This window comes from Pseudomonas sp. Y39-6 (genome assembly GCF_023651955.1).
In the GTDB taxonomy this organism is placed as follows: Bacteria; Pseudomonadota; Gammaproteobacteria; order Pseudomonadales; family Pseudomonadaceae; genus Aquipseudomonas; species Aquipseudomonas veronii.
This window is the reverse complement of the sequence record NZ_CP069594.1, coordinates 2,182,033-2,195,172: the sequence shown is the minus strand read 5'-3', so window position 1 is coordinate 2,195,172 and position 13,140 is coordinate 2,182,033. Positions and strand designations below refer to the sequence as shown.

At 62.7% G+C, this 13,140-nt stretch carries 12 protein-coding genes and 1 pseudogene; 8 read left to right on the top strand and 5 right to left on the bottom strand.

Annotated features, from left to right (window positions below; genetic code table 11):
- Nucleotides 1-114: 114 nt before the first annotated feature.
- Together JN756_RS10100 and JN756_RS10095 are read right to left on the bottom strand one after the other, a co-directional pair.
- Nucleotides 115-732, bottom strand: a complete 618-nt coding sequence (locus tag JN756_RS10100; protein ID WP_017846832.1) for a glutathione S-transferase family protein — start codon at nucleotides 730-732, stop codon at nucleotides 115-117.
- Nucleotides 733-788: 56 nt separating this feature from the next.
- A complete protein-coding gene (locus JN756_RS10095; RefSeq protein ID WP_046491106.1) occupies nucleotides 789-1,448 on the bottom strand; it encodes a transglutaminase-like domain-containing protein in 660 nt (219 codons plus the stop codon).
- A gap of 202 nt (nucleotides 1,449-1,650) precedes the next feature.
- On the opposite strand from JN756_RS10095, the gene JN756_RS10090 reads away from it, so the two are divergent.
- The 3 genes and pseudogenes from JN756_RS10090 to JN756_RS10080 all read left to right on the top strand — a co-directional run.
- Entirely contained in the window at nucleotides 1,651-4,095 is a 2,445-nt protein-coding gene (locus JN756_RS10090; RefSeq protein WP_201022072.1) for an acyl-CoA dehydrogenase, read from the top strand.
- 74 nt (nucleotides 4,096-4,169) lie between these two features.
- A complete protein-coding gene (locus JN756_RS10085) occupies nucleotides 4,170-4,577 on the top strand; it encodes a PA2817 family protein (protein ID WP_017846829.1) in 408 nt (135 codons plus the stop codon).
- A gap of 87 nt (nucleotides 4,578-4,664) precedes the next feature.
- Nucleotides 4,665-4,931: pseudogene (locus tag JN756_RS10080) on the top strand (PA2817 family protein); the annotation flags it as partial.
- A gap of 97 nt (nucleotides 4,932-5,028) precedes the next feature.
- Here the strand turns inward: JN756_RS10080 and JN756_RS10075 are convergent.
- A complete protein-coding gene (locus JN756_RS10075) occupies nucleotides 5,029-5,961 on the bottom strand; it encodes a LysR family transcriptional regulator (RefSeq protein WP_046384163.1) in 933 nt (310 codons plus the stop codon).
- A gap of 89 nt (nucleotides 5,962-6,050) precedes the next feature.
- Here JN756_RS10075 and JN756_RS10070 point away from each other — a divergent pair, with 89 nt between their 5' ends.
- Complete coding sequence (locus tag JN756_RS10070) at nucleotides 6,051-6,677, top strand: alanyl-tRNA editing protein (protein ID WP_057005309.1); 627 nt, start codon at nucleotides 6,051-6,053, stop codon at nucleotides 6,675-6,677.
- Here the strand turns inward: JN756_RS10070 and JN756_RS10065 are convergent.
- Together JN756_RS10065 and JN756_RS10060 are read right to left on the bottom strand one after the other, a co-directional pair.
- A complete protein-coding gene (locus tag JN756_RS10065) occupies nucleotides 6,674-8,248 on the bottom strand; it encodes an alkaline phosphatase D family protein (protein ID WP_201022071.1) in 1,575 nt (524 codons plus the stop codon). The two genes, JN756_RS10070 and JN756_RS10065, sit on opposite strands and share 4 nt — an antisense overlap.
- Nucleotides 8,245-8,799: a GNAT family N-acetyltransferase gene (locus JN756_RS10060; RefSeq protein ID WP_079443194.1), complete on the bottom strand. Its 555-nt coding sequence runs from the start codon at nucleotides 8,797-8,799 to the stop codon at nucleotides 8,245-8,247. Before JN756_RS10060 ends, JN756_RS10065 begins: the two co-directional genes overlap by 4 nt.
- Before the next feature lie 190 nt (nucleotides 8,800-8,989).
- On the opposite strand from JN756_RS10060, the gene JN756_RS10055 reads away from it, so the two are divergent.
- Genes JN756_RS10055 through JN756_RS10040 form a run of 4 tightly spaced genes read left to right on the top strand, consistent with a single transcriptional unit; the run spans nucleotide 8,990 to nucleotide 13,094 of the window.
- Nucleotides 8,990-9,397, top strand: a complete 408-nt coding sequence (locus JN756_RS10055; protein WP_005786670.1) for an ExbD/TolR family protein — start codon at nucleotides 8,990-8,992, stop codon at nucleotides 9,395-9,397.
- Between the two features lie 2 nt (nucleotides 9,398-9,399).
- Nucleotides 9,400-10,125 (top strand): energy transducer TonB family protein, encoded by a 726-nt coding sequence (locus JN756_RS10050; RefSeq protein WP_201022070.1) that lies wholly within the window; start codon nucleotides 9,400-9,402, stop codon nucleotides 10,123-10,125.
- A gap of 24 nt (nucleotides 10,126-10,149) precedes the next feature.
- Nucleotides 10,150-12,429, top strand: a complete 2,280-nt coding sequence (locus JN756_RS10045; protein ID WP_046384168.1) for a TonB-dependent receptor — start codon at nucleotides 10,150-10,152, stop codon at nucleotides 12,427-12,429.
- Nucleotides 12,430-12,446: 17 nt separating this feature from the next.
- Nucleotides 12,447-13,094 (top strand): MotA/TolQ/ExbB proton channel family protein, encoded by a 648-nt coding sequence (locus JN756_RS10040; RefSeq protein ID WP_046384169.1) that lies wholly within the window; start codon nucleotides 12,447-12,449, stop codon nucleotides 13,092-13,094.
- Nucleotides 13,095-13,140: the final 46 nt, after the last annotated feature.

Here is a 13,140-nt window from a genome sequence, read left to right as displayed (position 1 = left end):
AGGGAATAGGGACAATAGATGAGGGCACACCGTGCATCGTTCAACGGCGGCGCATGACAAACATGGTGCTTGCCCGCGCCGCACAAGTACAGTCACCTGTATTAATAGTCAGTATCAGGTCAACGCGGTCATCACCGCTTTGCGGTACGCCGGGCGCTGTTGCAGGCGTTGGTACCAAGCCTCCAGGTGGGGCATGGCCGGGCGTTCGATGGGCATTTCAAACCAGGCGTAAACAAAGCAGCCCAAGGGGATATCGCCCATGCCGATGGCGTCGCCCGACAGGTAGGGCTGTTCGGCGAGCGCCTTCTCCACGGTGCCGAGTGCATCGATGCAGGCCTGGCGCCCGGCGTTGATGCTGTCCCAGTTCTGTTTTTCCGCCGGGGTGCGTACCACGCCCCAGAACACCGCCTTGAACGGCTCGGCGAGGGTCGAGGTGGTCCAGTCCATCCATTTTTCGGCACTGGCCCGCGCCTTCACGTCGCTCGGGTACCAGTTCGACGCCTGCTTGGCGCAGAGGTAACGCACGATGGTGTTGGATTCCCACAGCACGAAGTCGCCGTCTTCGATCATCGGCACCCGGCCGTTCGGGTTCAATGCGCGGTATTGCGGCGTGTCCACCACGCCAAACGCCCCGCCCGCATCGATGGCCTCATAGTCCAGGCCGAGTTCCTCGGCGCACCACAGGACTTTCCTGACGTTCGATGAATTTTTACGCCCCCAGATCTTCAGCATGACCGCGCCTTATTGTTGATGAACATGGCTTGATGAACGCAGCAGCATACGCCGGTTCACGGGCGGCTTAAATCGTCCTGCATGTCACCCAGCACGCTCGGCATCTGCTCGCCAAACAGGTGCGGGTAACATTTCTCCAGGTGGGCAAAGAAGAAATCTTCGGGCACATCCGCAAATTGCCCATGGTCCACCACGTACTCCATCGAGCGCTTGCCCTGGCGATTGAAGGCGTGGAACACACTGTCGTTGATCCCATCGAACGCCAGCGGCGGCACATCGAACAGCTCGCACAATTGCTGGTTGAACGCCGGCGTGGCTTTGACCCAGCGCCCGTTCAGGTACAGCTCGGTATAACCGTGCATGGCGAATACATCGCTTTTGAGCAGCGCGATCAGGCGTGGCGTCGACAGGTGATTGCGCACATCCGCCAGGCCGATGCGCGCCGCAATCCCGCAGTGCCGTGCGCAGGCGGCGAGCAAGGTGGCCTTGGGCACGCAGTAGCTCTGGCCGGCAGCCAGGGCGAAGCTGGCGTTCAGGGTGTTGGGGTCGCGGCTGAAGGTATAGGGGTTGTAGCGCACCGCCTCACGCACGGCGTAATAAAGACTGACTGCCTGGTCACCTGAATCCGCGCTGGAACCGCGATGTTTTTCGGCGAACTCCACCACCGCAGGGTGGTCACTATCGATGAAGCGGCTGGGATTCAGGTACGTTTCCATGGGTTTGATCTCCGGGGGAAGCCTGGAGTCTAACGACAGGTCCGCCACAGCGATAACGACGATTCGGCCAAATGTCGGCGCCTGGTGATCGGTGATCCCAAGGTGCTTCCAGTACAACTCGCCACACCCTGATCACCGCGCTTTCTCGGATGCCGACTAAGCTCAACGGTGGTTTCGCCCCTGGTTTCACGGAGGATTGAATATGTTGTTGTGGATACTGGTTCTGGTGGTCGGCATTGCCTACCTGGCACACCGCCGCACCGCGCCCCTGCCCGCCCTCGGCGTGGTCGCCGTATACCTGCTGGCGATGGGCGCCTGGAGCCACGCACCGGGTTGGCTGCTGCTGATCTGCTGGGTGTTGATTGCCATCGTGGCCGCGCCGCTGCTGCTGCCCGACCTGCGCCGCGAATACTTCACCAAGCCGCTGTTCAGTTGGTTTCAGAAGGTCTTGCCGCCAATGTCCGAGACCGAGCGCGATGCCATCGACGCCGGCACCGTCTGGTGGGACGGCGAGCTGTTCAGCGGCCGCCCCGACTGGAACACGTTGCTGGCCTACCCCAAGGCACGCCTGACCGAAGAAGAGCAGGCGTTCATCGATGGGCCGACCGAAGAACTGTGCGCGATGGTCAGCGACTGGCAAATCGGCCAGGCCATGGACCTGCCGCCCGCCGCCTGGGAACACATCAAGACCCATGGTTTCTTCGCCCTGATCATTCCCAAGGAGTACGGCGGCAAAGGCTTCTCCGCCTATGCCCACTCCCAGGTGGCAATGAAACTCGCGACCCGCAGCGGCGACCTGGCGTCCACCGTGATGGTCCCCAACTCCCTCGGCCCGGCCGAGCTGCTGCTGCATTACGGCACCGATGAACAACGCAACCACTACCTGCCGCGCCTGGCCCGTGGCGACGATATTCCCTGCTTCGCCCTGACCGGCCCGCTGGCCGGCTCCGACGCCGGCGCCATGCCCGACACCGGGGTGATCTGCAAAGGTCAATGGCAAGGCGAGGAAACCCTCGGCCTGCGCCTGAACTGGGAAAAACGCTACATCACCCTGGGCCCGGTCGCGACCCTGCTCGGCCTGGCGTTCAAGGCACATGACCCGGACCACTTGCTGGGCGAAGAAGAAGACCTGGGCATCAGCCTCGCGTTGATTCCCACCGATACGCCGGGCGTTGACATCGGCCGTCGTCACCTGCCGCTGGGCGCCGCGTTCATGAACGGGCCCAACTCCGGCAAGGACGTGTTCATCCCCCTGGACTACCTGATCGGTGGCCAGGACATGCTCGGCAAAGGCTGGATGATGCTGATGAACTGCCTGTCGGTGGGCCGCTCGATTTCCCTGCCGGCGGTCGGCACCGGCGCAGCCAAGTTCACCAGCCTGGTGACCGGCCAATACGCCCAGGTACGCGAGCAGTTCAACGTGCCGCTGGCGGCCTTCGAAGGTATCCAGGAAGCCCTCGCCCGCATCGGCGGCAACGCCTGGCTGATGGACAGCGCGCGCATGCTCACCGCCAACGCGGTGGACCTCGGTGAAAAACCTTCGGTGCTGTCGGCGATCCTCAAGTACCACCTGACCGAGCGCGGCCGCGAATGCATCAGCCACGCCATGGATGTCCACGGCGGCAAGGGCATCATCATGGGCCCGAACAACTACCTGGGCCGCAGTTGGCAAGGCGCGCCGATCTTCATCACGGTGGAAGGCGCAAATATCCTGTCGCGCAACCTGATGATCTTTGGCCAGGGCGCGATCCGTTGCCACCCCTTCGTACTCAAGGAAATGGCCCTGGCCGGCCGCGAAGACCACGACCAGGCGCTCAAGGAATTCGATAGCCTGCTGATGCAGCACATCGGCTTTGCCGTGAGCAACGCCGCCAGCACCCTGGTGCTCAACCTGGGTCTCGGCCACTTCGAAAAAGCCCCCGGCAACCGCTTGAGCCAGGCTTACTTCCGCGCGCTGAACCGCCAAGCTGCGGCGTTCGCCCTGCTCGCCGACCTGAGCATGATGCTGCTGGGCGGCGAGTTGAAACGCCGCGAACGCCTGTCGGCACGCCTGGGCGATGTGCTGAGCCATATGTACCTGGCTTCGGCGGCGCTCAAGCGTTATCACGACCTGGATTCGCCGGACCACCTGGAACCGCTGTTCACCTGGGCCATGGAAGAAAGCCTGGGCGAAGCCGAACGCGCGCTGGATGAACTGCTGAGCAACTTCCCGAACAAGCTGCTCGGTTGCCTGCTGCGGGTCATCGTGTTCCCGTTCGGCCGTCGCCATACCGGCCCGTCCGATGCGCTGGATGCCGAAGTGGCCGCGGTGATCGGTCGCGCCAAGGGCGATCCGACCCTCGAAGAACTGCTGGCTGGCTGCTACCGCCCGCAATCGGCGCAAGACCCGGTGGGCGCCCTGCAACATGCCTGCGACCTGCTCGCCGCCAGCCATCCGCTGCAGAAAAAACTGCATGCGGCCCTCAAAAGCGGCCAGGTCAAACCGGCTGCCGGCGAACCGGCCATCGACGCCGCACTGCACGCCGGGGTGCTGCAACCGGCCGAGGCGCAAACCCTGCGTGAAGCCGAAGCGGCACGGCGCAAGGTGATCGACGTGGATGATTTCAGCAAGGAAGAACTGGCCCAGGCCGCGGGTAAAGTCCGCTGATCCCCCAGGCCATATAATTACGGGCGCTTGAGCTATATACTCTCGCGCCCGTTTTTGCTTTGAGGACTTATCTCGTGTCCAACGTCGTTGCCGATCATCTCGTCTTGCTCGACCACCTGCGCAGCATCCTGGTTGCCGTCGGCGAAGCCGAACAGGTGCCCGAGGAAAGCCACCTGCTGTTCCTGGAGCGTTTCGATGAACTGCGCGCCCTGCTGCCGATCGATCCGATCGAGAGCCAGTACCTGGGCCAGGACATGATGAGCCAGGTCATCCTGCGTTACCCGCAAATCGCCCATCTGGTGCCACGCGACCTGCTGTGGTTCTTCGGCGGTGATTGCCTGCACTTCATGCCCGATGAAGAACTGGACCTGTACCAGGCCCTGGAAGAGCGTCGCTTTGAAGCCGAACAGAACGACGAACCGTTCGACTGGAACCAGGAAAAACAGCTGCTGGCGATGCCGCAGGACCAGAGCAAGCACTGATCATTCAATGTGGGAGGGGACTTACCCCCGATGGCGGTGTGTCAGCCAATACATGCATGACTGATCCACCGCTATCGGGGGCAAGCCCCCTCCCACACTACCGAGAGCCAGTACCTGGGCCAGGACATGATGAGCCAGGTCATCCTGCGTTACCCGCAAATCGCCCATCTGGTGCCACGCGACCTGCTGTGGTTCTTCGGCGGCGATTGCCTGCACTTCATGCCCGATGAAGAACTGGACCTGTACCAGGCCCTGGAAGAGCGTCGCTTTGAAGCCGAACAGAACGACGAACCGTTCGACTGGAACCAGGAAAAACAGCTGCTGGCGATGCCGCAGGACCAGAGCAAGCACTGATCATTCAATGTGGGAGGGGGCTTGCCCCCGATGGCGGTGTGTCAGCCAATACATGCATGACTGATCCACCGCTATCGGGGGCAAGCCCCCTCCCACACTACCGTCGGCGCAGCGTCGGCTCGGTGGCCATACACGCCACCAGGTAATCAATGAACACCCGCACCTTCGGCGGCAGGTACCGCGTCGGCGAGTGCAGCAGCCAGGCCTCGCCATGGTAGGACGCAATAAAATCCCACTCAGGCAACACCTGCACCAGGCGCCCCTCATCCAACGCATGCCGCGCCGTGAAATACGGCAAGCTGCCAATCCCCACATGCTGCAACACCGCATCCAGGCGCACGCCGGTGTGGTTCGCCGCATACCGCCCCCGCACGCCCACCGTGACCGCCTTGCCCGCCCGGCGAAACTTCCAGCGCGAGTCCCCCGGGGTTTCGCCCAGGTAGATGCAACTGTGCGCCAGCAGATCATGGGGATGACTCGGCGTGCCATGCTCGGCGAGGTACTGCGGCGTCGCGCACAACACGTGTTCTATGGGCAGTAATTGCCGCCCCACCAGGCCCGGCGGCGGGCTGTCGGTGATACGGATACTCAGGTCGACGTTGTCATCGATCAGGTCCACCTGCCGGTCCTCGAGGATCAGTTGCACATCGACCTTGGGATAGCGCCGCAGAAATTCCGGCATATACGGATGCACCACGAACCGCCCCACCGCCTTGGGCACGCTGACCCGCACCAGGCCCTCGGCCTCGTGGGTGAACTGGCCGCTGATTTCCATCACCGAGCGCGCCGCGTTGACCATCTCCTGGCAACGCTTGAACACCTCTTCGCCGCCCTCGCTCAAACGCAGTTTGCGCGTGGTGCGTTGCAGCAGGCGCGTGGCCAACGCCTGTTCGAGACGCGAGATGCTGCGGCTCACCGCCGAAGGCGACACGCTCAGTTGTCGCGCTGCCGCAGAAAAACTGCCGGCTTCCACCACTTTGACGAAAATCGCCATTTCACCCAGCAGCGGCAAAGGAAGATTGATGCTCATGACGCACAAGTCCATTGATAATTGAACGGATTATCACCCATCTGCGCACTATTTATACTGCCCGCAGAACCTTGATGCGGATGTAGACGATGACCGAGCGCCTGTTTTTCACCCACGACCACCTGACCGCCGAGCTTGAAGTGCTGAGCTGCACCGCCCACGAAGAGCAGTTTGCGGTCACGCTGCAGTCGACGATTTTCCACCCCCAGGGCGGCGGCCAGCCATTCGACACCGGCTGGCTGGGCGACAGCCGGGTGCTGCGGGTGACCCAGGAGGCGGAGCGCGTGGTGCATTACCTCGACCAGCCCGTAGAACCGGGCCCGATCAACGCACGGGTCGATGCACCACGCCGTGCCTTGCACACCCGCCTGCATTCCGCCGGACACCTGATCGGCAACGCCGGCGAGGCGTTGGGCTGGATGCCGATCAAGGCCCACCACTGGCCGGGCGAAGGCAAGATCACCTTTATCCGCGGCGAAAGCGCACAAGCCATGGAGGCCGACACGCTTCAACAACAGCTCGACCACTGGATCGCCGCCGACTACCCGCGTCAGATGCGCCTGGAAGACGGCATCCGCGAAGTCGGCTTCGGCGAGTTGCCCGCGTATGCCTGTGGTGGCACGCATGTGCAGGCGTTGGGCGAATTGGGCCAGGTGACGATCCTGGCCGTGGCGGAGAAAAAGGGCACGCTGTCGGTACGCTACAGCCTGGATTAAACCGCGATCGCCCCGGCCCGCCCCGGTTCCACCACGAACGACTTGAGCGTCGACACCGTGGCGGCCGGGTCACGCGGATCGGTAATCACACGAAAGTCCGTGAGCATGCGCTGGGCATCTAGCGTCACCGATACATACCCGCGCTGGCGGCTGTCGAAAAACTTCACATGGGGATTCTGCGGCAGCATCTGGGTGAAGGCGTCGTAAGGCGGCCCATCGGAGGTCACCGAGGTGCCGACGAACTCGGTGGCGAGCACGGGCGAGTCCGGGTTGTTGGCATCGGCATGCAAATCGGTGGCCCAGAATGAATGTATATCGCCGCCCCAGAACACCGGGTTGTTGAGCTGGTGGCGCGCGATGGACGCGAGCATCCGTGAACGGTTCGCCATGTAGCCATCCCAACCATCGGTCCAATGGCCCAGCGTGTGCTGGGTCAGGTCGCGCTGCAGCAGCGGCGCCACCAGCAAGTCCTGGGCGATCACGTTCCATTGCGCTTTCGACTGGGCAAACCCCTGGTCCAGCCAGGCCTCCTGCTGCCAACCGAGCATGGTGCGAGCGGGGTCGCGCAAGTCGCTGCAGGTGTTGGCGGCGATGTGGCCCTGATGGCTGCCGTTGGCCTGAATGCACGGTTGCTCGGAGCGATACTGTCGACCGTCGAGCACATGGAAACGTGCCAGGCGGCCGTAGTCCAGGCGCCGATAAACGCGCATATCCGGCCCGTTGGGCAGGCTGCTCACGCGCAGCGGCATATGCTCGTAATAGGCCTGATACGCCGCCGCCCGCTGCTTGAGAAACTGCGCCACGGCAACCTTCGGGTCCTGGGACCAGCGGTTGGCATAGTCGTTCTGCACCTCGTGATCGTCCCAGGTCGCCACGCTGGGCGCCGCCGCGTGCAAGGCCTGGAGATCCGGATCGGTCTTGTACAGCGCATAGCGGTTGCGATAGTCGCTCAGGGTCAGCGCGTTGCCGCTGCGGTGGGAACGAATGACTTTTCCCGAATCGGCCGCGTAGGAATTGTCGTAGATATAGTCACCGAGGAAAAACACCAGGTCCGGCTGCTCCGCCGCCAGGTGACGATAGGCACTGAAGTATCCGCGTTCCCAGTGGGAGCACGACACGAACCCCAAGCGCGCCGTCGCCAGGGCATGCAAAGCCGGCGCGGTACGCGACTGCCCGACCGCACTCTGCGCCCCCAGCCCTTCGAACTGATACCAATACGGCCTGCCGGCTTCCAGCCCCGCGACCTCCACATGCACGGAGTGGGCAAAGCGCTCACTCGCCATCACCTCACCCTGCCTCACAATGCGCGTCATCCCCGCATCGCTGGCGACCCGCCAACGCACCGGCACCGCACGCGCCAACCCGCCGCGACCGTCCGCCGCATTGAACAACGGCGCCAGGCGCGTCCAGATCACGAAACCATCCGGCAACGGATCACCCGAGGCCACGCCCAACGTGAACGGATAATCGATCCCCGCACTGCGGGCAAACGGGCTGAGGATCGAAAAGGTGGTGGCCAGCGCCAGCCCGGCCAGTACCCGGCGCCGATCATGGTCAACCGCGCGACTCACGCCCGGCGCTCCCAGTCATTGCGCACGGTCGCAAACCCGAGCAAGTCCTCATACACCCCATTCTTGAGAAACGCGGCGCGCATACAGCCTTCGTACAGCAGGCCGATTTTCTCCATGACCCGCGCCGACTCCTTGTTGCGGGCAAAGCATTGGCTGCCCACTCGGTACAGGCCCAGTTCGGCGAACCCGAAGTCCATCACCGCACGCGCTGCCTCGGCGGCATAGCCCTGGTTGCGACAGTGCGCCGCCACCCATCCGCCCAGGTGCCCGTAGTGGTGACGCGCATTGAGACGCAGACTGACGATGCCGATCAATTCGCCGGTTTCGCGCAGGTGCATGCCCAGGCTCAACAGGTTGCCGGCGCGGTATTTGTCTTGCATCCCGTCAATAAACGTCCGGGCCGTTTCCAGGGTATAGGGCGATGGAATGTTGGCCGTGTTGTCAGCAATCTTCGGCCCGTTGGCGAGGCTGGAAAGTACCGCGGCCTGGTCGCTTTCCAGCGCCCGCAACAGCAAACGCGAAGTCAACAAATGCGGCAATGACTGACTCATACAAGACGGCTCTCGGTGTAAATTTTTCGAGAATGTACCCCCGGCGTTTCAGTTTCATTACGTCGTGAAATTGACCGGAAACCGATCTGTAAGACACGTCCTAGACACGTCAAAACGTAAATTAAAGTTAACCGTTCGGTCATTTTTCGTTGTTAGCGTGTCGCCCCTAATTCAATAACGGGGTAGCGGAATGAGAACCTGGGACGAACCGAAAAAACGCAAGGCACACATCGAACTGATCCCGATGATCGACGTGATGATGTTCCTCCTGGTGTTTTTCGTACTCGTGAGTCTGAACGTGATTCCGGCACTCGGCATGAAGACTCAACTGCCCAGCGCCAGCAGTTCGCAGCAGCTCAAGCCGCAGAACAAATTCATCCTCACCCTGGGCCTGGAAGGCCAGTTGCAACTGGATGGCAAGGACCTCACGGTCGACGCTCTGGTACCGGCGCTGAAGGCGGCTGAAAAGCCGGATACCAAGTCGACGATCATCGTCAACAGCGACAAGGGCGTGGAGGTTTCGCGCCTGGTGGAGGTGATGGACACCCTGCGTCTGGGTGGCTTTACCTCCGTGTCCATCGCCACGCGTAAGTCCTGATCATGTATGTCCTGTTTCGTGCGCGTCGGCTGCTGGGCAGTGTCCCGGCCCTGATCGCCCTGGTGCTGATTGCACTGGGTATCCAGTCCCAGACGTTGAAGGTCGAACCGGTGTACGACGAGTCGGCGGTCGAGTTGGCATTGGTCGAGCCGGAGCCCGAGGTGGTGCCGCCACCCGTGGTGGAGCAAGCACCGCCACCGCCGGTGATCGAGGATGAAGAGGCCGAGCCGGCCCCTCCACCACCGCCCCCGCCACCGCCCAAGCCGTTGCCGAAACCTGAACCCAAGCCCAAGCCGGTGCCCAAGCCCGTGGTCGCCAAACCCACGCCGACACCGCCCCCGGTGGCGGCCAAACCCGCGCCCGCGGCGGTCGCCCAGGCTGCGCCGACTCCGGCCACGCCCGCACCGCCCAAGGTCGACGGTCAGGCCCTGGAGGGCGGTTACCTCAAGGGTTTGCGTAACGAGCTGGACACTTACAAGCAATACCCCACCGGACGCCAGGCCTCCCTCGAACGCCCAAGTGGCGACGTGGTGGTCTGGCTGCTGGTGGACCGCCAGGGTCGGGTACTCGACTCCGGCGTGCAGACCCCGGCCTCGAGCATGTTGCTCAACCGGGCCGCCGCCAACAGCCTGCGGCGTATCAAGCAGGTCAAGCCGTTCCCCGAGCAAGCCTTCGGGGGGCGCAACGAGCAGCGCTTCACCGCCACCTTCAACTACAGCGTGCAATAAGCACCCGACACTAGGACGACACTGATGAGGTTCACACGGATTCATCTGGCACTCGTTGCCGCGAGCATGGGGCATGGCATGGTCATGGCCGACACCGGCGACAGCGACGTCGGCACCATCGGCGTACAGGGCAAGGCCACTGCCGGTGGCGGTTACATGGTGCAGGAAGAAAGCATCAAGGGGCGCTCCACGATAACCAAGGAAGCGCTGGATAAACAAACCGCCACCGGCAACGCCATCGACAAGCTCAAGTACACCCCGGGCCTGAACATCTCCAGCGAAGATGCCACCGGCCTGTCGGGTTTTCGCTTCACCATGCGCGGGCTTAACTCCGACCAGGTGGGGATGTCGGTGGACGGCATGCCGATCAACGACTCCGGCAACTACGCGCTGTACTCCAACCTGTTGGGCGACCCGGAAAACATCGACCAGATTTTCGTCACCCAAGGCTCGTCGGAGGCCGACGGCCCGCACATCGGTTCCAGCGGCGGCAACATCGGTATCGTGACCATTCGCCCCACCAAGGAAACCGGGGCCTTCGTCAAACAGACCATCGGCAGCAACGCCACCCGCAAGACCTTTGCCCGGCTCAACACCGGCGAGGTCAACGGCCTGAGCAACTGGCTGTCGGCGTCCCATACCGAAGGGCAGATGTGGCGCGGCTCGGGCGCCGTGCGTGCGGACAAGGTCGAGTGGAACAGCTTCTTCGACGCCGGCAACGGCAACACCGCCAACCTGATCCTCAAGTACCACGAGCAGGACAACAACAGCTACAGCCAACTGACCAAATCGCAGTTCCAGCAGAACGGCCGCAAGTTCGACCCCTACCCCGCCACACCGACGGTCGGCAGCAACGGCAAGCTCAACAGCTACTACGCCCTCGCGCAGAACCCGTTCCAGACCTTTACCGGCGTGCTCAATACCCAGTTCAAACTGGCCGACAACCTGGCCCTGTCGGTGATCCCGTATTACTTCTGGGGTAACGGCAGCGGCGTCAACTCGTCGAGCTACGCGCTGAACCGCGGCTCAAACGCAGGCGGCGTCTTCGACCTGGGCAACTTGCCCACCGCCGCGCAATACAATGCCGACGGTTCCTCGACCACCGGCGTGTACTACCGCCCCTCCCGCACCCAGACCTGGCGCCCCGGCATTACCACCAAACTGAACTGGGACCTGGGCGATCACAGCCTGCAATTCGGCTACTGGTACGAGCGCGCGCGCCAAAGCCAGACCCAACCGTTCATCGCGCTCAAGAGCAACGGCAAGCCTACCGATACCTGGCCGGACGGCACTTCCGTGGTCGATGCGAACGGCAACACCGTGCAAGGCCGCGATCGTTTCACCGTCACGCCGGCGCAGAAAGTCTGGGCCCAGGACACCTGGTACATCAACCCGGACTGGACCCTGGTGGCCGGCCTGGCCTACATGAACGTCAAGCGCGACGGCACCAACAACGGCAGCCTCACCGAGCAGCCGGAAAAACGTCACCAGACCTACAACAAGCTGCTGCCGAACGCCGGCCTCAAGTACCAGCTCGACGAACGCGACCAGTTGTTCTACAGCCTGTCGCGCAACATGCGTATCCCACAGAACTACGTGCTGTACGACAAGGGCGTGGACTCGATCAACTCCAAGCCGGAAACCAGCTGGAACCATGAGCTGGGCTGGCGCTTCACCGGCGACGACATGACCGTGGCCGCCACCTTGTTCTACATGCAGTTCAAGGATCGCCAGGTTTCGTCCAAGGACGTCAACGGCGACTTCGCCGACATCAACGCCGGATCGGTCAACAACAGCGGCCTGGAGCTGGAATGGAGCGGCCTGCTGCCCCACCACTTCAACTACTACACCTCCTACACCTATACCAAGGCCGAGCAACAGGACGACTTGACCGTGTACAACGCGGGCAAAGCCATCCTGTTGCCCACCAGCGGCAAGCAGTTCGCCAACGTGCCGAAAAACATGCTGGCCGCCAACATCGGGTATGACGACGGACGCTTCTACGGCACCTTCGGCGGCAAATACACCAGCAAGCTCTACGGTGACCTGACCAACGACGAAGCCATCTCCGGCCGCACTGTGTTCAATGCCGGCGCCGGTATCTACCTGCCGGTGGACAAGAAAGTGGTGAAGGACGCAACCCTGCGCCTGAACGTCGACAACCTGTTCGACAAGAAGTACCTGGACGGCGTGTACACCACCAAGACCAACGCGGCCAGCTACAGCGGTTTCCGCGACGGCGACCCGGCCTACATCGTTGGCCTGGAACGCACCGTGACGGTGTCCCTGGAAGCCAATTTCTAACGGCGAGGTAATCGAACATGAACATGAACCTGCTCCACGACATCACCTTCTATGTGATGTACGCCGCGATGGCCATCGCCATCTTTATCACCATCGAGCGCGGTATTTACTTCGCCTATGTGCGCCGCCAGGCCCGTGCCTTGACCGAGGTGCTGGGCGCCCACGTACACAGCGAACGTGACCTGCCGGAAAGCCTGAGCCGCCGCGACAGCCTGCCGCTGAACATGGTGATGCCGGTGCTGGCACAGAAAGCCTCGCAGGGTTCGCGCAAGGACCTGGATGATGTGATCGAAACCCAGTACCTGACCACCCGCGCCCCACTGGCCCGCAGCCTGTGGATCATCGAAACCATCACCACCGCCGCGCCGTTGCTGGGCTTGCTCGGCACCATCCTCGGCATCATCGACACCTTCAAGGCGTTGGCCAGCGCGGGGGTGTCCGACCCTGGGCAGATTTCCGGCGGTATCGGCACCGCGTTGTTCGCGACGGGCCTGGGGATCGCCATCGCGCTGTTCTGCGTGGTGTTCCACAACTTCTTCCAGGACAGCCTGGAACGCATCAACGATCAGTTGAAGATCCTGCTGATCCGCGCTGCCACCGGGGCCCGCGTGCAAGGCGAAGTGCCGCACCTGGTGCCGACCTCGTTGCACAGCCGCACGGCATGACTGTCAGGGCGGGCGCGTGAGGCGCCCGCCCTGTCTTTTTCCCTGA

Bases quoted from the DNA above. Each gene is read 5' to 3' on its own strand.
- JN756_RS10100 (WP_017846832.1), bottom strand. From the start codon at position 732: ATGCTGAAGATCTGGGGGCGTAAAAATTCATCGAACGTCAGGAAAGTC.
- JN756_RS10095 (WP_046491106.1), bottom strand. From the start codon at position 1,448: ATGGAAACGTACCTGAATCCCAGCCGCTTCATCGATAGTGACCACCCT.
- JN756_RS10090 (WP_201022072.1), top strand. From the start codon at position 1,651: ATGTTGTTGTGGATACTGGTTCTGGTGGTCGGCATTGCCTACCTGGCA.
- JN756_RS10075 (WP_046384163.1), bottom strand. From the start codon at position 5,961: ATGAGCATCAATCTTCCTTTGCCGCTGCTGGGTGAAATGGCGATTTTC.
- JN756_RS10070 (WP_057005309.1), top strand. From the start codon at position 6,051: ATGACCGAGCGCCTGTTTTTCACCCACGACCACCTGACCGCCGAGCTT.
- JN756_RS10060 (WP_079443194.1), bottom strand. From the start codon at position 8,799: ATGAGTCAGTCATTGCCGCATTTGTTGACTTCGCGTTTGCTGTTGCGG.
- JN756_RS10055 (WP_005786670.1), top strand. From the start codon at position 8,990: ATGAGAACCTGGGACGAACCGAAAAAACGCAAGGCACACATCGAACTG.
- JN756_RS10050 (WP_201022070.1), top strand. From the start codon at position 9,400: ATGTATGTCCTGTTTCGTGCGCGTCGGCTGCTGGGCAGTGTCCCGGCC.
- JN756_RS10045 (WP_046384168.1), top strand. From the start codon at position 10,150: ATGAGGTTCACACGGATTCATCTGGCACTCGTTGCCGCGAGCATGGGG.
- JN756_RS10040 (WP_046384169.1), top strand. From the start codon at position 12,447: ATGAACATGAACCTGCTCCACGACATCACCTTCTATGTGATGTACGCC.